17 protein-coding genes and 2 pseudogenes are annotated in these 21,596 nt (G+C 62.5%); 7 read left to right on the top strand and 12 right to left on the bottom strand.

Annotation, left to right across the window (positions count from 1 at the left end; all coding sequences use genetic code 11):
* Positions 1-619 precede the first annotated feature (619 nt).
* Positions 620-2,011 carry a glycine--tRNA ligase gene (locus tag ACO07W_RS18220; protein ID WP_421846086.1) on the bottom strand — a complete coding sequence of 464 codons (1,392 nt, stop codon included), beginning with the start codon at positions 2,009-2,011 and terminating at the stop codon, positions 620-622.
* Positions 2,012-2,209: 198 nt separating this feature from the next.
* On the opposite strand from ACO07W_RS18220, the gene ACO07W_RS18215 reads away from it, so the two are divergent.
* Together ACO07W_RS18215 and ACO07W_RS18210 are read left to right on the top strand one after the other, a co-directional pair.
* Entirely contained in the window at positions 2,210-2,629 is a 420-nt protein-coding gene (locus ACO07W_RS18215) for an ArsR/SmtB family transcription factor (RefSeq protein ID WP_421845099.1), read from the top strand.
* Positions 2,630-2,674: 45 nt separating this feature from the next.
* Entirely contained in the window at positions 2,675-3,067 is a 393-nt protein-coding gene (locus ACO07W_RS18210) for a Fur family transcriptional regulator (protein ID WP_421845098.1), read from the top strand.
* A gap of 18 nt (positions 3,068-3,085) precedes the next feature.
* Here the strand turns inward: ACO07W_RS18210 and ACO07W_RS18205 are convergent, their stop codons facing one another.
* From ACO07W_RS18205 to recO, 3 genes are read right to left on the bottom strand one after another with little or no spacing between them, the layout of a single operon-like run.
* On the bottom strand, positions 3,086-3,526 hold the full coding sequence (locus ACO07W_RS18205) for a hypothetical protein (RefSeq protein WP_421845097.1): 441 nt from the start codon (positions 3,524-3,526) through the stop codon (positions 3,086-3,088).
* Positions 3,526-4,443 (bottom strand): decaprenyl diphosphate synthase, encoded by a 918-nt coding sequence (locus ACO07W_RS18200; protein ID WP_421845096.1) that lies wholly within the window; start codon positions 4,441-4,443, stop codon positions 3,526-3,528. Before ACO07W_RS18200 ends, ACO07W_RS18205 begins: the two co-directional genes overlap by 1 nt.
* On the bottom strand, positions 4,436-5,233 hold the full coding sequence (recO, locus tag ACO07W_RS18195) for a DNA repair protein RecO (protein WP_421845095.1): 798 nt from the start codon (positions 5,231-5,233) through the stop codon (positions 4,436-4,438). The genes ACO07W_RS18200 and recO overlap by 8 nt, the downstream gene beginning before the upstream one ends.
* Before the next feature lie 61 nt (positions 5,234-5,294).
* On the opposite strand from recO, the gene ACO07W_RS18190 reads away from it, so the two are divergent.
* Entirely contained in the window at positions 5,295-6,806 is a 1,512-nt protein-coding gene (locus ACO07W_RS18190) for an amidase (protein WP_421845094.1), read from the top strand.
* A 3-nt stretch (positions 6,807-6,809) separates the two neighbouring features.
* On the opposite strand, the gene era is transcribed toward ACO07W_RS18190, so the two are convergent.
* The 7 genes from era to hrcA form a co-directional block, all read right to left on the bottom strand.
* Complete coding sequence (gene era / locus ACO07W_RS18185; protein WP_421845093.1) at positions 6,810-7,721, bottom strand: GTPase Era; 912 nt, start codon at positions 7,719-7,721, stop codon at positions 6,810-6,812.
* Between the two features lie 78 nt (positions 7,722-7,799).
* A complete protein-coding gene (locus tag ACO07W_RS18180; RefSeq protein ID WP_421845092.1) occupies positions 7,800-9,116 on the bottom strand; it encodes a hemolysin family protein in 1,317 nt (438 codons plus the stop codon).
* Complete coding sequence (gene ybeY, locus ACO07W_RS18175; RefSeq protein WP_421845091.1) at positions 9,113-9,649, bottom strand: rRNA maturation RNase YbeY; 537 nt, start codon at positions 9,647-9,649, stop codon at positions 9,113-9,115. Before ybeY ends, ACO07W_RS18180 begins: the two co-directional genes overlap by 4 nt.
* A 46-nt stretch (positions 9,650-9,695) precedes the next feature.
* Positions 9,696-10,754, bottom strand: a complete 1,059-nt coding sequence (locus ACO07W_RS18170) for a PhoH family protein (protein WP_421845090.1) — start codon at positions 10,752-10,754, stop codon at positions 9,696-9,698.
* Between the two features lie 138 nt (positions 10,755-10,892).
* Positions 10,893-11,681: a 16S rRNA (uracil(1498)-N(3))-methyltransferase gene (locus ACO07W_RS18165; protein WP_421845089.1), complete on the bottom strand. Its 789-nt coding sequence runs from the start codon at positions 11,679-11,681 to the stop codon at positions 10,893-10,895.
* 33 nt (positions 11,682-11,714) lie between these two features.
* The gene (gene dnaJ, locus ACO07W_RS18160) at positions 11,715-12,863 is read right to left on the bottom strand and encodes a molecular chaperone DnaJ (protein WP_421845088.1); all 1,149 of its coding nucleotides are present in this window, start codon (positions 12,861-12,863) and stop codon (positions 11,715-11,717) included.
* Positions 12,864-12,933: 70 nt separating this feature from the next.
* Positions 12,934-13,968: a heat-inducible transcriptional repressor HrcA gene (hrcA, locus tag ACO07W_RS18155; protein ID WP_421845087.1), complete on the bottom strand. Its 1,035-nt coding sequence runs from the start codon at positions 13,966-13,968 to the stop codon at positions 12,934-12,936.
* Between the two features lie 599 nt (positions 13,969-14,567).
* Here hrcA and ACO07W_RS18150 point away from each other — a divergent pair.
* From ACO07W_RS18150 to ACO07W_RS18135, 4 genes and pseudogenes are all read left to right on the top strand, one after another.
* A complete protein-coding gene (locus ACO07W_RS18150) occupies positions 14,568-14,882 on the top strand; it encodes a type II toxin-antitoxin system VapB family antitoxin (RefSeq protein WP_421846085.1) in 315 nt (104 codons plus the stop codon).
* A 359-nt stretch (positions 14,883-15,241) separates the two neighbouring features.
* Positions 15,242-16,471, top strand: a pseudogene (locus ACO07W_RS18145) (SagB family peptide dehydrogenase); the annotation flags it as partial.
* A gap of 125 nt (positions 16,472-16,596) precedes the next feature.
* Entirely contained in the window at positions 16,597-17,871 is a 1,275-nt protein-coding gene (locus ACO07W_RS18140; protein ID WP_421840071.1) for an IS256 family transposase, read from the top strand.
* A gap of 55 nt (positions 17,872-17,926) precedes the next feature.
* Positions 17,927-18,079 (top strand): annotated as a pseudogene (locus ACO07W_RS18135) (nitroreductase family protein); the annotation flags it as partial.
* Here the strand turns inward: ACO07W_RS18135 and ACO07W_RS18130 are convergent.
* The gene (locus tag ACO07W_RS18130) at positions 18,076-21,588 is read right to left on the bottom strand and encodes an amino acid adenylation domain-containing protein (protein WP_421845086.1); all 3,513 of its coding nucleotides are present in this window, start codon (positions 21,586-21,588) and stop codon (positions 18,076-18,078) included. The pseudogene ACO07W_RS18135 and the gene ACO07W_RS18130 sit on opposite strands and share 4 nt — an antisense overlap.
* Between the last annotated feature and the right edge of the window lie 8 nt (positions 21,589-21,596).

Here is a 21,596-nt window from a genome sequence, read left to right as displayed (position 1 = left end):
AATCACACTGCCAATCCCTGGCGTTGTGCCTCACACAAAATGCGGCCGCCTTGATCACTCCGCCGTCTGGCTAGAAATTCAGCCGCTCCGACTTCAAGCTGGGCCAGCAAACAGGAGGAGAATCACTGATGGACGGCCAGCCAGTTCGCGCTTGCACGCATCCTGTAGAGATCTCGGTCACATCGCCCCGTGCGGTCCTCGTTCGGCTCACCGTCGACTGTGCGTTCTTCCCACGCAGCTGCCTCCGGTGCACCGCACCGGCCAGAGCGACCACGTTCCAAGCGGGCCTTGATGAGTGTCGCGGTACCGGGCAATCCCGGGCGACCGGCGTTTCAGCCCCAGACGATACGCACCGAACCCCACGTGAACTCCGGATCGTACTTCCGGTGCGTTTTCGGCATGACGAAGCACATATAGGCCACCCGGCACATGCCGCTACGGTTTGGGAATAATCTCGTCGAGAAAGCGACAAATAGCCTTCACGTAGCAGCAAATTTCACCCAGCACACCGTCGATAAAGTTCTCGCCCATACGCGGCGGCGATTTTCTGGGGCGCGGGCGCGCCGAACCAAACGAAGAAGTTCGACCAGCCGAAACCCATATTGATGAAAGCGGGGTTTCAGCTGCCCCTAAGGTGTACTGCCAGATAATCTGCGACGCTGCCCATCGCAACACGCTCCTGCGTCATGGCGTCACGCTCACGGACGGTGACGGCCTCATCCTCAAGCGAGTCGAAGTCAACTGTCACACAGAACGGTGTGCCGACCTCGTCCTGTCGACGATAACGACGACCGATGGCTCCTGCGTCATCGAAATCAACATTCCAACACTTCCGCAATTCAGCAGCCAGATCGCGGGCTTTGGGGCTCAGGTCGGCGTGTCGGGAAAGCGGCAGCACCGCGGCTTTGACCGGCGCCAGCCGCGGGTCCAGGCGCAGGACCGAGCGCTTATCCATGCCGCCCTTAGCGTTAGGGGCCTGGTCCTCGGTGTAGGCATCGATGAGAAACGCCATGAACGACCGGGTCAGACCGGCCGCCGGTTCAATCACGTACGGCGTGTACCGAGTGTCGTTGACCTGGTCGTAGAACGACAGCTCAGTGCCCGAATGCTTCGCGTGCGTTGACAAATCGAAGTCGGTCCGATTTGCGACGCCTTCTAGCTCGCCCCACGGATCGCCGGCAAAGCCGAATTTGTATTCGATGTCAACGGTGCGATCCGAATAATGCGACAACTTCTCCTTCGGGTGCTCGAACAGGCGTAAGTTGTCCGGATCGATACCGAGATCGACATACCACTGCAGACGAGTATCGATCCAATACTGATGCCATTCTTTGGCGGTCGACGGCTCAACGAAGAATTCCATCTCCATCTGCTCGAACTCTCGGGTGCGAAATATGAAGTTTCCTGGCGTGATCTCGTTGCGGAAACTCTTCCCGATCTGCCCAATACCGAACGGCGGCTTCCTGCGGGCAGTCGTCACCACGTTGGCGAAGTTAACGAAAATGCCTTGGGCGGTCTCGGGGCGCAAATAATGCAGCCCCTCCTCGGTCTCGATGGGCCCCAGGTAGGTCTTGAGCATCATGTTGAATTCGCGTGGCTCAGTCCATTGACCTGGCTCACCGGTTTCTGGGTCGCGAATATCGGCGAGGCCGTTGGGCGGCGGCCGCCCATGCTTAGCTTCATACGCCTCGATGAGATGGTCCGCCCGGTAGCGCTTGTGGGTGATCAGTGACTCGACCAGTGGGTCATGGAAGACCTCGACGTGACCGGAGGCAACCCACACGTCGCGGGGCAGGATGATCGAAGAATCGATCCCCACGACGTCGTCTCGGCCGGTGACGACCGATCGCCACCACTGCCGTTTTACGTTCTCTTTGAGTTCGACCCCCAGCGGACCGTAGTCCCAGGCTGATTTGGTGCCACCGTAGATCTCCCCCGAGGGATAGACGAATCCCCGCCGTTTGGCCAGGTTGACTACTGAGTCGATGACGGACGCCACGGGGTAGCGCACTCCCTTCTCCAATTGGGTAGTCACGGACCGCGGTGAACCGCAGTCCGCAAAACATCAGCCATGGTAGCGACCGACGCCCCGGGGTCCTACCATCTTTGACATGCGTCATCACGCATGTGACAGTGGAGGTTAGCCAACGATGACGCCCAACGGTGCGCATACCCAGATACCCGCATTATTCGAGGTGATGACTCCACTATGGTTACGTCTCCCTCAATGCCGACTGCGGCCGGTGACCCGTTCCCGCACGTGAGTTCGGAGTTGACAGCCGATCTGGTCGCCGATCACGACCACGGTGCGGCTGGAATCTCCAGGCCCTGCGGCTACCCCGCACCGCCGCCGCGGGAAATCCTTGACGCCGCCGGCGAGCTGCTACGCGCGCTAGCCGCGCCCGTACGGATCGCCATCGTGCTGCAATTGCATGAATCGCAACGTTGCGTACACGAACTGGTCGACGCGCTGAACGTACCGCAGCCCTTGGTCAGCCAACACCTCAAGATCCTCAAAGCGGCCGGCGTGGTCACCGGAGAACGGTCTGGTCGCGAAGTGTTGTACCGACTTGCGGACCACCACCTGGCGCACATCGTGGTCGACGCTGTCGCGCACGCCGAGGAGTAAGTAGGTGAGCAGTCAGAAGCCAGGCAATAAGGAGCAGCGGCGGATATGAGCGGAGCCAGCGTGCGTTCCACGCGTCAGCGGGCCGCGATCTCGTCGCTGCTGGAGAAACTCGATGACTTTCGCTCAGCCCAGGATTTGCATGACGAGCTGCGCCGGCGCGGCGAGAACATCGGCCTGACAACCGTCTACCGAACGCTGCAGTCCATGGCGGCAGCCGGGGTGGTAGACACCCTGCGCACCGACACCGGTGAATCGGTCTACCGCAGGTGCTCGGATGACCATCACCACCACTTGGTGTGCCGCGGTTGCGGTTCCACTATCGAAGTCGGCGACCACGAAGTCGAATCGTGGGCGACAGAAGTAGCCACCAAACACGGGTTCTCCGACATCAACCACACCATCGAGATCTCCGGCATCTGCTCAAACTGCCGCTCCTGACCGGCGCTGTTCGGCGCGTCATGAAGTCAGCGCGGTGCGCATCCAAGCGCCCGAGTCGAGCACCAGCAGGATCAAGGTGCGCAGCGCCTCGTCGCTCAAGCCAGCACCGGGGAAGTTGTATCGCAACATCACGTCTGCTGTTTTCGATGCCCTTGTGGCCGCGCCCTTGCCGGAGTTACGTTGCGCCGTTTTCTCGGCGCCCTTCTCCAGCAGGGTCACTGAGCCGAAGTTGTTGGCACGCGCCTGCGCGGCCACCTCATCGCTGATCTTCTTGGTCAGCGGCAGATCCCAGGCCAAGATCTGAGTGAGGGCCACCAATTCCAAGCCCTCGAAGATGTTTACCACCTGCAACGACGCGACCGTGCCGTCGTGGTGCACAGTGAGCCCGCCATCGGGCTCCTCCGCGACGGGAAGGACGTCGCGAAGTATCGACACCAGCCGCTGCTGCAATGACACCACTAGGCACCCCCGAACCGTCGATTGCGCGACGCGTATTCCTCGCAAGCCGCCCACAGGTCTCGGCGGTCGTAGTCGGGCCACAGCTTGTCTTGAAAAATGAACTCGGCATAGGCTGCCTGCCACAACATGAAATTGCTGGACCGCTGCTCGCCAGAGGTCCTTAGCAACAGGTCCACGTCGGGGATGTCGGGCCGCTGCAGGTGACGGGCGAGGGTCGATTCGGTGATCCGTTCCGGGTTCAACCGGCCCGCCGCCGCCAAACGAGCAATCTCACGAGTCGCTTCGGCGATTTCGGTGCGGCCACCGTAGTTCACGCAGTAATTGATCGTGATGACGTCATTATCCGCCGTCATCTCCTCAGCGATCGCCAATTCGTTGATCACACTGCGCCACAAGCGCGGCCGCGAGCCAACCCATCGAATCCGAACACCCATTGCCTTCAGGCTCTCGCGGCGCCGCCGCACCACGTCGCGGTTAAACCCCATCAGGAACCGGACTTCCTCAGGGGACCGCTTCCAGTTTTCGGTGGAGAATGCGTAGAGACTGAGCCACTTGATCCCGATTTCAACTGCACCGCAAGCGATGTCAATCACAACCGCCTCGCCCATTTTGTGGCCTTCGACCCTCGGCAATCCGCGTTGCGTGGCCCAGCGACCATTGCCATCCATCACAATGGCGACGTGAGCGGGTAACCGGTGAGCTGGAATCAACGGCGCAGCCGCCTTCGAGATGTGTTGCGGTGGCCGCCTCGGCCCGCCGTCTGGCGATGGCGGCAGCTCCGGGAAGACTACCGGCCACATCGACGTATCCGGAAAGGTCGGGTAATCCTCAGGCGCGGGAGGCAGCTGCGGGAAGTCGGTGGAGCTGCGCTTGCGTTCGGCACTCCGACCGGTGCCGCTGACCGGGTTCTTAGCCACACTCAGTATCTTGCCTGATCAGCGCAGACCGACGCTCGGCGATCGTACGGTCAACCTGGCACGTCCGCTCCACCAGCGGCAACGTCTTGAGCTGCCGTTCCAGATGCCACTGCAGATGTGCGGCCACCAATCCGCTGACATAGCTGCGGTGGGCATGCGGTGCCGCCTGGGCCGCCTCCCAATCGCCGTCGCGCAGCGCGCACATCAGCTCCAGCACCCCCAGCGGCGGTGTGCTCGAACCAGCCGGGCGACAATGCGCGCAAACACTGCCCCCGGCGGCAATGTGGAAAGCCCGATGCGGGCCGAGCGTGGCACAGCGGGCACACTCGGTCAACGCTGGCGCCCATCCTGCGATGCCCATGGCACGCAGCAGATAGGCGTCTAACAGCAGGTCACGAGGCCGCCGCCCGTCAGCTACCGCCCGCAGCGCGCCCACTGTGAGCCGGTGCAGAGCCGGCGCCGGCGCCCGCTCCTCACCAGCAACGCGCTCGGCGGTTTCCAGCATCGCGCACGCGCAGGTATACCGGCCATAGTCACTGACGATGTCAGTGGCAAACGCGTCAATCGAGACGACCTGAGTGACAATGTCTAGGTTGCGCCCAGGATGCAGTTGCGCGTCAATATGCGCGAAGGGCTCCAACCGCGCACCGAATTTGCTGCGGGTACGGCGTACCCCTTTGGCCACTGCTCGGACCAGACCATGGTCGCGGGTCAGCAAGGTGACAATCCGGTCGGCTTCGCCAAGCTTGTGCTGGCGCACCACCACCGCCCGATCCCTATACAGCCTCATCACAACAGTTTTGCACCCCACCGCGACATCGCTGGTATCCGCGCCGATATTCTCGTAACCTGTGGTCTGCGCTTCCGAGTTCCCTGCTGGGTCGACTACCAGGTCCGGAAGACAGCGCCTGCCTACACTGACGGATCTGCTTTACCAGCTAGCCAGCCACTCAGTGAATTCCGTCGAATTGGCGCGCCGTTCCCTGGACGCTATCGATTCAAGCCAGTCCACGCTGAACGCCTTTCGTGTGGTGCTCAGAGAGTCCGCGTTGGCCGATGCTGCCGAAGCCGACCGGCGACGGGCAGCTGGGCACACGGCGCCACTGCTGGGCATCCCCATCGCCGTCAAAGACGACGTCGACGTTGCTGGAGTGCCTACCGCCTTCGGCACCTCCGGGCACGTACGGCCTGCTACCGGCGACGCGGAAGTCGTTCGACGTCTAAAAGCCGCCGGAGCAGTGATCGTCGGCAAGACAAACACCTGTGAGCTGGGCCAATGGCCATTCACAAGTGGGCCGGGGTTCGGGCACACCCGAAATCCCTGGTCCCGCCGGCACACGCCGGGCGGATCTTCGGGCGGCAGCGCGGCCGCGGTAGCCGCTGGGCTGGTAACCGCGGCAATCGGCTCCGACGGCGCCGGCAGCATCCGCATCCCGGCGGCATGGACACACCTGGTGGGTATCAAGCCACAACGGGGCCGCATTTCCACCTGGCCGCTGCCGGACGCGTTCAACGGCGTCACCGTCAACGGCGTGCTGGCCCGCACAGTCGCCGACGCGGCACTGGTGCTCGACGCGGCATCTGGCAACGTCGAAGGCGACCTGCACAAGCCGTCTCCGGTGAAAACGTCCGACTATGTCGGCATCGCACCGGGTCCGCTGAAAATCGCACTCTCAACCCGGTTCCCGTACACCGGCTTTCGAGCCAAGCTGCATCCAGAGATCCTGGCCGCGACGCGGCGAGTCGGTGAAGATCTCGAACTGCTCGGCCATACCGTGGTACCCGGCAATCCGGACTACGGCCTACGCATGTCGTTTGACTTTCTCGCCCGATCTACCGCGGGCTTGTGGGAGTGGGAGGAACGGCTCGGCGACGATGTAGACCTCGACCCGCGCACCGTTTCCAATCTGCGAGTCGGGCACATACTGTCGCAGGCGATTCTGCGCAGCTCGCTTCGCCACGAAGCCGCCACCCAGCGTCGAGTGGGCTCGATCTTCAACATCGTGGACGTGGTGCTGGCGCCAAGCACCGCACAACCCCCGCCGACGACCCGCGCATTCGACAGGTTGAGTGGACTGGCTACCGACCGGGCCATCGTCACCGCCTGCCCAGTGACATGGCCCTGGAATTTACTGGGCTGGCCCTCGATCAACGTGCCAGCGGGATTCACCGCTGATGGCCTGCCGATCGGTGTACAACTGATGGGACCCGCCAACAGCGAGGGCATGTTGATCTCGCTAGCCGCCGAGCTGGAGGCGGTCAGCGGCTGGGCGACCAAACAACCGACAGTATGGTGGGACAAGGGTACAGCCACACCACCCATCCACACCGTGTCGCCGCCTCCCCCATCTCGGCGCAGATAGATACTAAAACCCCAGTCGACCAAGCTGTTTGGAGTCGCGCTGCCAGTTCTTGGCAACCTTGACGCGCAAGTCAAGGTAAATCGGGGTTCCGAGCAGCTTTTCGATCTGAGTCCGGGCCACGGTACCCACGTCCCGCAATCGGGCGCCGCCCTTGCCGATGACGATGCCTTTTTGGCTGGTCCGCTCGACGTACAGAACCGCATGGACGTCGACAAGATCGTCACGGCCCTCCCTCGGGGCAATCTCCTCGATTACCACCGCCAAGGAATGCGGCAGCTCGTCACGCACTCCCTCCAGCGCAGCCTCCCGGATAAACTCAGCCATCAGGATCTTCTCGGGCTGATCGGTTAGCTCACCGTCTGGGTAGTACGCGGGGCCTGTGGGCAGCAACGCGGCCAGCACCTCGACCAGGACGTCGATCTGCTCGCCGGTCGCCGCCGACACCGGGACAATCTCGGCTGAGTTCGCCAAATCTCCCAGTAGGCGACTGATTCCGACTAATTGCGCGGCTACTCGTTCTTTCGGCACTTTGTCGATCTTGGTGACGATGACCACCAGGGCAGTACCGGAGTCCGCGGTGGAACGAATCTGCTCGACGATCAACCGATCCCCCGGACCAATGGCTTCATCGGCCGGGATACACAGCCCAATGACGTCGACCTCGGCGTAGGTGTCGCGGACCAGCTCGTTGAGCCGCTTGCCGAGCAAGGTGCGTGGCCGATGCAGGCCGGGGGTATCGACGAGAACGATCTGGAATCCCTCTCGATGCACGATCCCGCGAATGGTGTGCCGGGTAGTCTGCGGTCTCGTCGAGGTGATTGCTACTTTTGCGCCGACGAGCGCGTTCGTAAGGGTCGATTTGCCCGTGTTCGGCCGTCCGACCAAACACACAAAGCCCGAACGAAATTCACTCACGCTCGCGTCCTAGCGGAGCGGCGACAAACCAAGACTGTTCGCCGCCTTCTTCGCCATGAGTTCTCCGCGTCCGGCTGCTCAACCACGGCGATCGCCATCTTTGCGAGCGGAATCATCCGAGCCGTTGGATTCGGCCGGACTGAGCAAGACAGTGCCTATGCGGACCCGCCCTCGATGATCGGGGCCACCCTCAGCATGCAGCCTCAGCCCATGCGATGTTACCTCGGAGCCCGGCAACGGCACCCGCCCTAGCTCCAGTGCCAGTAGCCCACCCACTGTGTCGACGTCGAGGTCCCCGTCAAATTCCACACCGTACAACTCCCCCAGATCTTCGATCGGCAGTCGCGCCGACACCCGGAAAAGGTTGTTGCCCAGGTCTTCTACCGGTGCAGTCTCAGCCTGGTCGTATTCGTCGGCGATCTCGCCGACGATTTCCTCAAGGACGTCTTCGATACTCACCAAACCGGCAATCGCCCCATACTCGTCGACGAGCAACGCCATATGATTGCGGTCACGCTGCATCTCACGCAGTAATGCATCCAGCGGCTTGGAGTCCGGCACGAACACCGCTGGCCGCATCAGGTCCGCCACACGGGCTTCGCTACCACCGCCGGGAGCACAGACCGTATGCTGGACAAGATCTTTGAGGTACACAACCCCGACGATGTCATCAACGTTCTCACCGATAACCGGCATCCGGGAATGCCCGCTGCGTACGGCCAGAGTTGTCGCCTGACCGGCCGACTTGTAGCTTTCGATCCAGATCATCTCGGTGCGCGGTACCATTACCTCGCGGGCCGGGGTGTCGCCCAGTTCGAAGACCGACTCGATCATTCGGCGCTCGTCGGCGGCGACCACACCGCGCTGCTGGGCAAGGTCGACAACCTCGCGCAACTCGATCTCAGATGCGAACGGCCCGTTGCGGAAGCCACGCCCCGGCGTCAACGCGTTGCCCAGCACCACCAGCAGCCGGCTAATCGGCATCAAGAGCCACGAAATTACCTGCAGCGGAAGAGCCGTCGCCAACGAGATGGAGTACGCATTCTGGCGCCCCAGGGTGCGCGGACCTACCCCCATGGCGACGAAACTGGTCACCACCATGATTGCCGCGGCGGCGACCAACCCCCAGCCCAGACTGAGGTTGTAGCGAAAGAAGACCACCAGAAGGGCCGTCGCGGTGATTTCGCAAATGATCCGGAGCAATACCACCAAATTGATATAGCGCGGTCCTTCGGCCATCACCTTGAGCAGCGCCACGGCGCCAGGCCGCCCATCGCGAACCAGCTCGTGCACCCTAGCCAGCGAGACCGTGCTAATGGCGGCGTCGATGGCCGCAAAGAGCCCACCCAGTCCGATCAACGCGACCGCGCCGAGCAGATGGTACAGACCGGTCACGGCTGATCGAAAAACCTTGACTTGTCCAGCAACCGGCGGTCTCTCGCATCCTGACGGTCATCCTGGTATGCCTTGACCTGTTCGGCCACCCACTCCTCAAGCATGTGATCCTGCAGGGCGAACATCTCCTTCTCCTCGTCCTGCTCGCTGTGGTCGTAGCCGAGCAGATGCAGCACACCGTGGATGGTCAGCAGCGCAAGCTCTTGTCCAAGGCTATGGCCCGCCGCGGCCGCCTGCTGCGCCGCGAATTCCGGGCACAGCACGATATCCCCCAACATGGACGGCCCAGGCTCGGGCGCGTCGGGGCGGCCGCCCGGCTCAAGTTCATCCATCGGGAAGCTCATCACATCGGTTGGCCCAGGAAGATCCATCCACCGCATATGCAAGTCGGCCATCGCCGCGGTGTCCAGGAGCACCATCGACAGCTCAGCGCTCGGGTTGACGTCCATCTTGGCGATGACAAACCGCGCGACGCTCACCAACTCGGTTTCCGAGACATCAATGCCGGACTCGTTGGATACTTCGATGCTCATCTGCTTTCCTGATCGTTTCGCACGGGTCGCAAAGACGTCATGACCATCATCGGCGGCCGCGACTACCGGATGTACGCCGAGCCGCGCGGTTCATCGCCAGGCCGGGCTCTTCGTGTCTCGCATAGGCGTCCACGATTTCCGAGACCAATCGATGACGAACAACATCCATACTGGTCAGCTCCGCCATGTGGATGTCGTCGATGCCGTTAAGAATGTCGACCGCGGCTTGCAGACCGGACCTTGCCCCACCGGGAAGATCAACCTGGGTGACATCTCCGGTGACCACAACTTTGGAACCGAAGCCCAGCCGGGTGAGGAACATCTTCATCTGCTCAGCGGTGGTGTTCTGCGCCTCATCGAGAATGATGAACGCATCGTTCAAGGTTCGTCCACGCATGTATCCCAACGGCGCTACCTCAATCAATCCGGCAGACATCAGTTTTGGGATTAGTTCAGCTTCCATCATGTCGTATAGCGCGTCGTACAGCGGTCGCAGATACGGATCGATCTTCTCGCTTAGCGTGCCCGGCAAAAAACCAAGGCGCTCACCAGCTTCCACCGCGGGTCGGGTCAAGATGATCCGATTGACCTGCTTGGTCTGCAGCGCACTGACCGCCTTGGCCATGGCCAGATACGTCTTGCCTGTTCCGGCCGGGCCGACCCCGAACACGATGGTGTTGGCGTCGATCGCGTCCACGTAACGCTTCTGATTGAGTGTCTTGGGGCGGATCGTTTTACCGCGGCGCGACAGGATGTCCAGGGTGAGCACTTCCGCAGGCGACTCGTTGCCCGTGCCAACCAGCATGGCCACACTATGGCGTACTACTTCCGGCACCAGCGGTTGGCCACTGGCCACGATCGCCACAAGTTCAGAGACCACCCGTTCGGCGAGTGCGACGTCTGCCGGTTCACCCGAAAACGTCACGGTGTTGCCCCGCACATGCAGGTCGGCGGTCAAAGTCCGCTCAAGGGCGCGCAGATTCTCGTCGGCCGAACCAAGCAGGCCCACCACGAGGTCGGATGGAACGTCGATACTGCTGCGAACCTGAGCACGGTCCTCCTGGGCTCCGGCTGCGTCAGCAACGCTGGTCTCGCGAGGCGTCACGTGGGTTCTTATGCCTGCTTTCTGGAGTTTCGCGCAAGGATATCGTGGCTTGTCAGTCTACCGCTGGTCAGAATCACGGCCCAAGACTTGATCACAGGAAGGCTACAGCGGCCTGTCACCACGGGTTGTCGCCGCATGTCATTGCTGGCGCCGACACTTCCTATCATCAATGTCGCCGGGCCGGTCCCAGCGCGAGGTCAGCACACCCAGCGCGCCCAACGCCACCGCCGCCGCTGTCGATGTGCGCAGGACAGCCGGGCCCAGCCGAACCGCGACAGCGCCAGCCTCGGTCAATGCGGTGAGCTCGTCCGGCGCGATTCCTCCTTCGGGGCCAACCACCAGCACGAACATGGTCGCTTGCGCCACCGCGATATCCGTCAGCTTCGCACTCGCCGACTCATGCAAGACCAGCGCCACCCCAGCATCGCTGACCTCGCTGCGTATCCGCTGCACCAATGCCGCGGTGGGCAAGACGCCGTCGACCTCGGGAATGTATGCCCGACGTGATTGCCGAGCCGCCGAACGGGCCACCGCACGCCATCTGCGCAGACCCTTGTCCATGCGTGCGCCGTCCCAGGTCGCCACGCAGCGGGCCGCCTGCCAGGCCACAAAAGTGTCCGCGCCGGCTTCGGTGGCCGATTCGATCGCCAATTCGGCGCGCTCGGACTTGGGCAGCGCCTGTACCACCGTCACCGGCGGGCGTCCCGGTGGGACGCTCCACCGCTCGAGCACCCGAGCATTCAGCCCATCGCGGCCCGCCTGCTCTACGACGCAACGCGCCAAGCCGCCAGCGCCGTCTCCGAGCACCAATTGTTCACCGGGCCGGGTGCGCCGCACGGTGGCCGCATGAAACCCTTCGTCACCGCCAACCACTGCCAATGCACCGGGATCGGGCAGTGCGTCGATATAGAACAGCGTCGCCACCATGTACGAGGGCCCTGAGAAAGCTCGAAACGCGTCTCAGCGCCCGCTGAAGGTCTCACGCAACCGGCTGAACAGCCCACTGCCGGCAGCGTGCCGAGAGCGAACCTCGGCAACGTCGCGGCTGCGGCGGTTTTTCAGATCGCGCAGTATGTCGCTCTCCTGGCTGTCCAGCCGGGTCGGGACTACTACCTCCACGTGCACATGCAGATCACCGCGCGCACTGGCGCGCAGATGTGGCATCCCGCGCCCACGCAGTGTGATAACCGCACCCGGTTGCGTGCCGGCAGGAATAACGATTTCGCTCATGCCGTCCAGAATCGCGTCCAGGTCGACCGCGGTACCCAGCGCCGCATCGACCATCGGTACTGAAACGGTGCAGTGCAGGTCGTCGCCTTCGCGTACGAAAACGTCATGGGCCTGCTCATGAACCTCCACGTACAGGTCGCCGGACGGCCCTCCCCCCGGCCCGACTTCACCTTGGGACGCAAGCCGGACTCGCATGCCATCGCCGACACCGGCGGGAATCTTGACGCTGATCTCGCGGCGAGCCCGCACTCTGCCATCGCCGACGCACTGGTGGCACGGGTCGGGTATCACGACTCCCACACCGCGACAGGTGGGGCACGGCCGCGAGGTCAACATCTGCCCCAGCAGCGATCGCTGCACAGATTGAACTTCCCCACGCCCACCGCAGGTATCGCAAGGTATCGGTGCGGAATCGCCGTTGGCGCCCTTGCCCTGACAGCGGTCACACAGCACCGCGGTATCAACCGTTACCTGCTTGGTGACCCCGGTTGCACATTCCTCGAGATCCAACCTCATCCGCAGCAGCGAGTCCGAACCCGGCCGAACCCGACCGGTAGGACCGCGGTTTGCCGAAGCCCCACCGAAGCTGCCGCCAAAGAATGCCTCGAAGACGTCACCCAAACCGCCGAAACCGCCGAAACCGTTGGCCGATGCGCCCGCGCTTTCGAGAGGGTCCCCACCCATGTCGACGATCCGGCGTTTCTCCGGGTCGCTGAGCACTTCATAGACGGCGCTGATTTCTTTGAACTTCGCCTGCGCTGCCGCATCGGGATTGATGTCGGGGTGCAGTTCGCGCGCCAACTTACGATAGGCGCGCTTGATGTCCGCATCGCTGGCGCCTTTGCTGACGCCGAGCATCCCGTAGTAATCGCGTGCCACGCTTGCCCTTCCTAGGCCTTCCCAGGCCGTGTTGCCACGGCTATCCATAAATTCTGCAGCGGGTGCGCGGTCATCGAGCACCCAGGACTTCGCCGATATATAAAGCAACCGCGGTGACGCTAGCGATAGTTCCCGGATAGTCCATCCGAGTGGGGCCTAGCACACCCATGCCTCCATAGACGGTGTCCGAGGTCCCGTAGGCGGTGGACACCATCGAGGTACCAGCCATTTCCTCAGCCGCCGTCTCATGGCCGATACGTACCGTCACCTTGCCTGCTTCCTGCTGCGCGGCAAGCAGGCGCAACACCACGACCTGCTCCTCAAGCGCCTCCAGGACCGACCGCAGCGAACCGCCGAAGTCGGCGGTGTTACGGGTCAGATTTGCTGTACCGCCCAGCAGCAGACGCTCCTCAGTGTGCTCCATCAACGACTCCAGCAGCACCGTCGCCGAGCGGCCAACATGGTCACCGAACCCACCGACGCCGCGGAACTGCCCGGCAAGGTCGGCGACCGCAACCGAGGCCGCCGAGAGCTTCTTGCCTTCCATCGCTTGACCGAGCATCTCGCGCAATTGGGACAGCTGGTGATCGTCGATGATGTCACCGAGTTCGACGATGCGCTGGTCCACCCTTCCCGACTCGGTGATAACGACGAAAAGCAGCCGGGCCGGTGTCAGCGCGATCACTTCAAGGCGGCGCACGGTTGACGTCGACAACGTCGGGTACTGCACCACCGCCACCTGGCGAGTCAGCTGAGCCAGCAGCCGAACCGCTCGGCGCAATACGTCGTCGAGATCAACACCGGACTCCAGAAAGCTTTGGATCGCCCGCCGTTCGGCGGATGAGAGTGGTTTGACATCGTCGAGCCGGTCAACGAACTCGCGGTACCCTTTCTCCGTTGGGACCCGCCCTGAGCTGGTGTGCGGCTGCGCGATGTACCCCTCGGCCTCGAGCACGGCCATATCGTTACGGACGGTGGCGCTCGACACACCGAGGTTGTGCCGGTCCACCAGGGATTTCGAACCGATCGGTTCTTTGGTAGCCACGAAGTCGGCGACGATGGCGCGCAGCACCTGAAAGCGACGCTCGTCGGCACTACTACTCATCGTCTTCACCTCCTCGCACGTCTCCTGATCTTTCCTAAGCTTTCCTCGGCGGATCCATTTTACGGTCTCAGCGCCCGCTGACCGTCGAGGCGCCCGATCAGCGACCGTTGGGTGCGGCGGCCTGTGCCCAGCGCCGAAAGACCGCATACGCCACTCGGGCGGAAGCCCCGCCCGGTGTTGTGTAACAAGCCCCACCACCTGCACGCGCTCGGAGCGGTAGCCCAGCCACAGACCTCACCTGCTCGGACCCGATGAACGAACTGGCCCGCGACCGACGCCAGTGATTCGTCGAGATACAGGCGTCAGCGTAGCGGGCCTAGAACGCACAATCACTTCGCCCCGAAAACCGCAGACGCAACGTGACACGATCAGTGCCGAAACGCCGCCGCCGCGCCACTTTCATCTTTGGCCGCTCGCCGGGACGTCACCGATACGCCCCGCCGCAGTTCAAGTCAGTACCGGCGACTCCGCGAGATCGTCCACCTTGCTTCTGGCGCAAAGCAATCGCAGAACCACCGATATGCCACAGCCAATATTCCGACTAGCCTGTCTAGGATGATCTGGTCGGGCTGGTGCGACACGTCGGGGAAGATCTGCCGGTGATTTTCAAGGGCGTGCGGGACGGTAAGCCTTATCCCGACCACGGACTCACGTACCGAGACTGGGCGCGAATACCGCCCCAACAGATCCGTCTCGACGAATTGGTTACCACGACGACGGTCCTGGCACTCGATCGCCTGCTTTCGGAGGACTCGACGTTCTACGGGGACCTGTTCCCACACGCGGTGCGCTGGAAGGGCACGATCTACCTTGAGGACGGGCTGCACCGCGCCGTGCGTGCCGCACTCCGAAACCGCACCGCGCTGCACGCGCGAGTATTTGACATGGACATATCGCTGAGCCGGCCGATATAGCCATTCCCGGCAGCTAAGCATCGGCTTGGCGCGGGTTGAGTGGATCTGCGCTTTCTGGGGCCAGCGTCGACCACCTGCAGCAGCGCCGAGGCTGGGAAAACAAGATCTATCCAGCTCGCCGGAGACCCTGTCCTACGACGGGTACCCAGCGTCGGGATTGTGCGGCTGCGGTTCGGCTCATCACATATTGGCCGGCGAAACTGCGCTTCCGCGAAAATCCACCTGCGTCACCCAGGCAAGCTGCGGCGCGAGCCTGAGTCGTGCCGCGCGGCTTCCGGCACTGTTGCAAGGCTCACCGTTGACCTACGCTGTTGGGCTTGGCGCGATCGGCGCGCAAACCCAGCGGAGGAGACGGCGGATTGGCCACCACTAGCTACCCCGACCAGACACGATTCGCATTCCGACCCGGTGTCACCTGCGTGACGACAGCCTCCGGCGCGCTGCTATTGAATCCTCCGCACAGCGAGAAGTTGACTCGAATTACCGGCAGCCAGTTAAAGGCGCTGCGGACCCTGAACGTGGGACCAACAACAATTTCGCAGATATCTACTCCTGCCGACCGAAAAGATATCAGCACATTACTGGATCACCTCACCACACGCGGTTGGCTGACGGTCACAGTCTGCGATGGACCGCAGCACCTCTACTCAATTCTGCCGTTCAGAAGGCCACCGCCGCGGCGCGAACTGCAGTCGTCATCGGTGGTGTTGTCGAAATTCTCGCTCCTGCATCGCGACTCAGAAGGTCTCGTCATCGAGCATCCGCTGGCATGGTGCGATCTGCGCATCCACGACGCACGTCTGCTCGGCCTACTCGGCGGACCCACGCCCCACAAATCCGATGTGCCGACCGCGCTCGCATCGCAGTTCACCGAGGACTTGCGCTGGGCCGGCATGCTCGTTTCCCCCGGTGATGAGGACCACGGATTCGCCACCCGCAGCTGGAGCGCGCCGGATCTGTGGTTCCACCGTCGCAGCACGCTCGGGGAACGCACGGTCACCTGGGAAAATTTCGGCCCGACCCAGTGGGCCAAAGGCCAGTTCCCGCCGCCGCCAGCGCGCAGGATGAACTATCCCGGCGAAGCGATCGCCCTGTCCGTTCCCGACCTGACGACTAAAAGACGTCAAGATCCCACACTTACCGCCGTTCTAGAAGACCGGGTTTCAACAAGAGCGTTCGACGACGCTCACCCAATCAGTATCGAACAGCTGGCCGAGCTGTTGTATCGCACAGCACGGACGCGGAATACACAACTGACGGAAGCGGGCAACAACCTTCTGTCCCGGCCATACCCTTCCGGTGGCGGCCTATACGAACTTGAGCTGTACCCGGTAGTGCAAAACGCCACTGGCCTGGAACCCGGAATGTTCCACTACGACTCATTCGATCATGTGTTGCGCCCAGTAGCTGCCGCGGATTCCAAGGCTGTGGCCCAGCTGCTCAGACCGGTTTCGGCGACTCTGACCGAAGGCGCGGCTCCTCAAGTACTTATCATTATGGCTGCCCGTTGCGATCGCGTCATGTGGACCTACGAGCAGATCGCTTACGCCGCAATTCTGAAGAACGTCGGCGTTCTGATGCAGACGATGGTCGCGTCTCATCGCTGGTGTAAATGGTCACGGGCGTAGGTTCCGTCGCAACCGACGAAAGCTATGAAGGAGGGGCTACGCCCGTGACCAAGCGAGTATCGCCGATTGAGCGTGTGCGTGTTGAGATGGATCAGTTGTTCGCCGCGACCGAGCGGCCGTTGACCGAGATTTTGGAGGAGGTCGGGCGGTTATCGGTGCGTCTGGTGTTTCAGGTCGCCGTGGAGGCCGAGGTAGAAGCAGTGTTGGGCCGAGCCCGTCACCAGCGTCGGGTTCAGGACGGCCCGGGCGGGTACCGCAATGGGTATCAACCGCCGGCGACGGTGAAGACCACGATGGGCTCGGTCGAATTATGCCGCCCGAAACTACGCGACACCGACGAGCGGTTCTGTTCGCGGCTATTCGGTGCCGGGGTGACGCGCACCCACGCTCTGGAGGCGTTGGTGATTTCGGGGTGGGTGCGCGGTTTGTCGGATCGCGACATCGAGGCCGCGTTGGCCGAGGTGCTGGGCTCGCAGGCGGCGTTGTCGCGCTCGACGGTGAGCCGGATTTGTGCGGCCATCAAAGACGAGTTCGCTGCGTGGTCGTCTCGACGCCTTGATGAGCTGGTGTTGGACTACCTGTTCTTGGATGCCTCGAACTTTCGGATGCATCCCAACGCCCCGGCCGAGCCGGTGCTGGCCGCCTGGGGCATCTGCACCGACGGCAAGCCCCTGTTTATTGGGCTGGCCCCAGCCGCAGCGGAGTCGGCTGATGCGTGGGCCGACTTCTTGGCTGACCTGAGGAACCGGGGACTACGCCCGCCGCTACTGGGCATCTCCGACGGGGCGCCGGGCCTGATCGCCGCATGGGAGACCACGTTTCCGGCAAGCCTGCGTCAGCGGTGTCTGATCCATCGCTGCCGTAACGTCATCGCCAAGACACCTGTCGCGGTCCAGGACGAGATCAAAGCCGCGTTCTGGTCGATCTTCGATGACATTGACCAGCCACCCGGCCAGCAGGCCGTGGATGAAGCCACCCGCCGCGCCGAGGAGTTCACCACCACATACCGCGGGCTCTACCCAGCCGCGGTCGCTTGCCTGGCCAACGACTTCGCCTCGCTGAGCGTGCATTTGCGCTTCCCCCGCCAACACTGGACACGCATCCGCCATTCCAACCTCATCGAACGCACCTTCGGAGAATCCCGTCGCCGGGTCAAGGTCATCGGCCGCCTACCCGGCGAAACCAGCTGTCTGTCGCTGGTATGGGCCGTCCTCGACCGCGCCAGCCGCGGCTGGCGCGGAGTCACCCAAACATCAGCGACCAGCCGCCACCTCCAAGAACTACGCCACCAACTGCTCGAGCCACCCCGCCCACTGCATCCCCCCACCACAACAACCACGACCGACACCACCGCCGCGTAACATGACCACCAGGAACATGCGCCCAGCGTTTTTACACCAGTCCTAAGACGCCACCCAGACGATCTACCTGGCCGCAACTGCGATGGGCCTAGGCGCCTGTGCACAAGGATTCGGTGACACAGCCGCGTTCGTCGCAGCCACCGGGACCGATGAACTACAGGAGTGCAGCGTGGGCAGCATCATCGTTGGATCTCCCGCCCCGAACTAGCCCTCCGCAAGAACCTCCTCGTCGGTCAACGCCGCAACCTCGAGGTAGTGCCGCGCGATCGCAGCCAATCGGGATTGCCCGCCGCGTTGCGCTTCCCTGCTATCCAGCCGCTCGGCGAAGCCCGCAACGGTTCGAGTGGCGAAGAGGTCTCCGACCAGAGCATGATCGATTTCCATCCAGTCGCGTACCCGTGCCACGACATTGGTAGCCAATACCGAGTCCCCGCCCAAGGCAAAGAAGTCGTCGTGCACACCAACCGAGGCCACGCCCAGAAGCTCGGCCACAATCTCGGCGAGCGCGGCCTCAAGATCGTTGCGTGGGGCGCACTCTCGGGCATCCGAACGTTCTGTGGCCTCGGACTCGAGCTGTACCACCACAGCGCGGCGGTCCAGTTTGCCGTTCGTGGTCAGCGGCATCTGCTCGAAAAACACGATCCGAGTCGGAATCATGTAGCTGGGCAGCAAATCCGCTACCGCCGCCGTTGGTTCACCAACCTCATCCCGATCACCTACCACGGCCGCCGCAAGTATTGGGACGCCGCCGCCAACGAGAGCCGCGACAGCATGCCGCACCCCAGGCACCGTCCGCAGAGCGCTCTCCACTTCACCGAGCTCGACCCGGTATCCGCGAATCTGCACTTGGTTGTCGGCCCTGCCAAGAAATTCGATGGTGCCGTCGGGCCAGTATCGAGCTACGTCACCGGTCTTGTACCAGCGAATACCCGCATGCTCGGTGAAACGCTCCATCGTTCGCACCGGGTCGTTACGGTACCCCGCAGCGACGTTGGCACCCCCCACCCAGAATTCACCAGGAACCCAATCGGGACAATCGCGGCCAGCCGGCGACACAACTCTGCAGTGAACATTGCGTAGCGGAACGCCGAACGGAACCGTGACCCAGTCCGGCGGCGGTTCACCGACAACCTCGCAAATAGTGTTATGGATCGACGTCTCGGTAGCACCGCCAAGTCCCGAGAACCGGCAGCCCGGTACTTGCTTGGCGAGCCGGCAAGCTAGATCCGCGTCCACCCAGTCACCTCCGACGGTGACCGCTCGCAGGGAGTCACCCAGTCCAGCGCCGCCCAGATCCAAAATCATGTCGAGCATGCTCGGTACACAGTTCAAAATCGAAACTCTATGGTGGCGCAGTAACTCCACCCATGTATCGGCGGCGGCCCGCTGTTCGGAATCGACCGCAACCAAAGAGCCGCCGACCGAGAACAGGCCGAAGATGTCATAGACCGACGCGTCGAACTCGAGGGCCGACAGTGCGAGCGCTCGATCTGAACTGTCCACCTCAAACCACTCATTCACGGCGTCGATCGTGTTCATGACCGCGCGGTGCGGTACGTCGACTCCCTTGGGCAAGCCCGTCGAACCGGAGGTGAAGATAACGTAGGCGATCCCGTCGACGCTGGGATACACCGGTTCTTCCAGCAGCTCCGGGTAGTTTCGCGCCAGGTCGATAGACAGACACGGAAACGTGGAGCTCTCAACCGATCCCGTGCTGGCGCCGTCGACCGTTAGCGCCGCAACAACATCAGCGGTTTGCAGAATCTTCGCGCGGCGCACCTCGGGCTGGTCGAAGCCGATCGGTACATATGTCCCCCCGACAGCTAGTACCCCGAGTACGGCCAGGACTTGATCTCGTCCTTTGGGTAGTTGGACGGCAACTGCGTCGCCACGGCCCACGCCATGTGCCCGCAGCATGCCCGCAACGGAAAGCGAACGCGCGGCAAGTTCCCGGTAATTCCAAGCGCCCACGTTCCCGTTCAGTCCCCACACCACAGCCGGCGCATCCGGATGTGCGGCAGCGTGCTCGAAGAAACCCTGGTGCAGGCACCGATCAGTCACCGGCCCATCGGTGTCGTTGACCTCAGCGCGCACCTTCGCCTGGGTGCTCGGCAGGCCTACCGGCGCCTCCGCATCCCAGCCCGCATCGCCGACACCGAGCCGATCGACCACGCGGACGAAGCTGGAGAACATCGCCTCGATCACGCCTTGCGGAAACACCGATTCACGCACGTCCCAATTCAGCAGCAAACCACCCCGAACCTCGGTAACCTGCGCATCCAGCAACACCTGGGGCCCCTGCGAAATGATCCACGCCGGCTCACCGAACGTATCGGTGACATTGCCGGAGAACAGTTCACCAAGATCGAGCGCACTGGTGAAGACAACTGGGGCCAGCACCGGCTCACCCCGGTACCGACCTAGATCTCGAAGCACTTCGAGTCCGGAATATGATGAGTGTGAGCTGCTTTCATAGAAGTCACGCTGCATTTTCCTGGCGCGGTCAGCGACTGAGACGTCTTGACTGACATCAACTTCTAGCATTATCGACGCAGTGAAGTCACCTACCACTCGATCGATGTCCGGGTGTAGCGACTCACGTTGAAACAAAGGCACGTTCAAGAGGAACCTGGGCTCCGCCGACCAGCCCCCGATGGTGTCGGCGAAGACGGCCGCCAACGCCATGGCAGGAGTGACTCCATGCCCATGCGCCCCGGCTACCAACCGGCGCTTGGCTTCCGGCGCCAGCCAGTGGGAGTATCGGACCGTTCGCCGGGGCGTTGTGCGCTCCCCGGCTGGAACCGTGGGCAATTGCGGCATACCGGGCATCTCGGGCAACCGCTGTTTCCACCAGGCGCGGTCACGCTCGTAAGCGACGGCGTCCCGCTGGCACTCGACGCGATAACGCTGGTAGCTGTAGCCGGGCGTAGGTAATGTCGCCCCCTGGTACAAGCTTGCTAAATCAGAGACCAGTACCCGGTAGCTCATCGCGTCACCCGCCAGCATGTCGATGTCGAGGTGTAGCCGACTGAGAGACTCGTCGCGCAACGTCAGCGTGACGTCGATGACCTGACCGTCCTCAATATTCAGCTGCTGATGGGTTTTGCGCTCCCGCAGTTCAGCCAGTGCATTCTCCGCGAGTTCCGGACTCCAACCGCGGAGGTCAACTATCGAGAACACCGGACTTCCCGGCTGGGACATCGTTTGCTGAGTCCCGTTTGACAGGAATCGGGTGCGAAGCATCGGATGCGCCGCCACGAGATCCGACACCGCTCGTTCCAGGCGAACTGGATCTAGTTTTCCAGCATCAAATTCCACGTAGAGGTGAGCTGCGACGCCACCAAGCTCTTGCTCATCGGAACGGCCAATCCAGTAAGCATGCTGCATAGGAGCCAGCGGGAACGCCGCATTCTCTGCTGGTAGTTCAGCTAACTCTATTCGCCTCGACGCACGTCCCATGTCACCTGAGTTCAACAGGGCGTACCACGATTCAACCGTCGGACTGGCCGCAAGTTGACCGAAGGTTATGTCGGCGCCACGTTTACGCCACCCCCCTGCCAGCGCCATCATTCCGATCGAACTCAAGCCGCATTGGATGAGATCATCGTGATTATCGAAATCTGTCCCATTACAACCGAGTTGGTTAGAGATCGTGGCCCGAATCTCTGCTCGGCTAACCCGCTCTTCGTTGTCGGATGCACTACGTACCGACTCCATTGGGTCCT

Source organism: Mycobacterium sp., assembly GCF_965230835.1.
Taxonomy (GTDB): Bacteria; Actinomycetota; Actinomycetes; order Mycobacteriales; family Mycobacteriaceae; genus Mycobacterium.
The sequence above is the reverse complement of the archived record's forward strand: the minus strand, read 5'-3'. Positions and strand labels throughout refer to the sequence as shown.

What these genes read in the sequence shown, in the direction of transcription:
- hrcA (WP_421845087.1), bottom strand. Translation starts at nt 13,968, where the DNA reads ATGAGTAGTAGTGCCGACGAGCGTCGCTTTCAGGTGCTGCGCGCCATC.
- ACO07W_RS18130 (WP_421845086.1), bottom strand. Translation starts at nt 21,588, where the DNA reads ATGGAGTCGGTACGTAGTGCATCCGACAACGAAGAGCGGGTTAGCCGA.
- ACO07W_RS18165 (WP_421845089.1), bottom strand. Translation starts at nt 11,681, where the DNA reads ATGGTGGCGACGCTGTTCTATATCGACGCACTGCCCGATCCCGGTGCA.
- ACO07W_RS18215 (WP_421845099.1), top strand. Translation starts at nt 2,210, where the DNA reads ATGGTTACGTCTCCCTCAATGCCGACTGCGGCCGGTGACCCGTTCCCG.
- ACO07W_RS18210 (WP_421845098.1), top strand. Translation starts at nt 2,675, where the DNA reads ATGAGCGGAGCCAGCGTGCGTTCCACGCGTCAGCGGGCCGCGATCTCG.
- recO (WP_421845095.1), bottom strand. Translation starts at nt 5,233, where the DNA reads ATGAGGCTGTATAGGGATCGGGCGGTGGTGGTGCGCCAGCACAAGCTT.
- ACO07W_RS18140 (WP_421840071.1), top strand. Translation starts at nt 16,597, where the DNA reads ATGGATCAGTTGTTCGCCGCGACCGAGCGGCCGTTGACCGAGATTTTG.
- ybeY (WP_421845091.1), bottom strand. Translation starts at nt 9,649, where the DNA reads ATGAGCATCGAAGTATCCAACGAGTCCGGCATTGATGTCTCGGAAACC.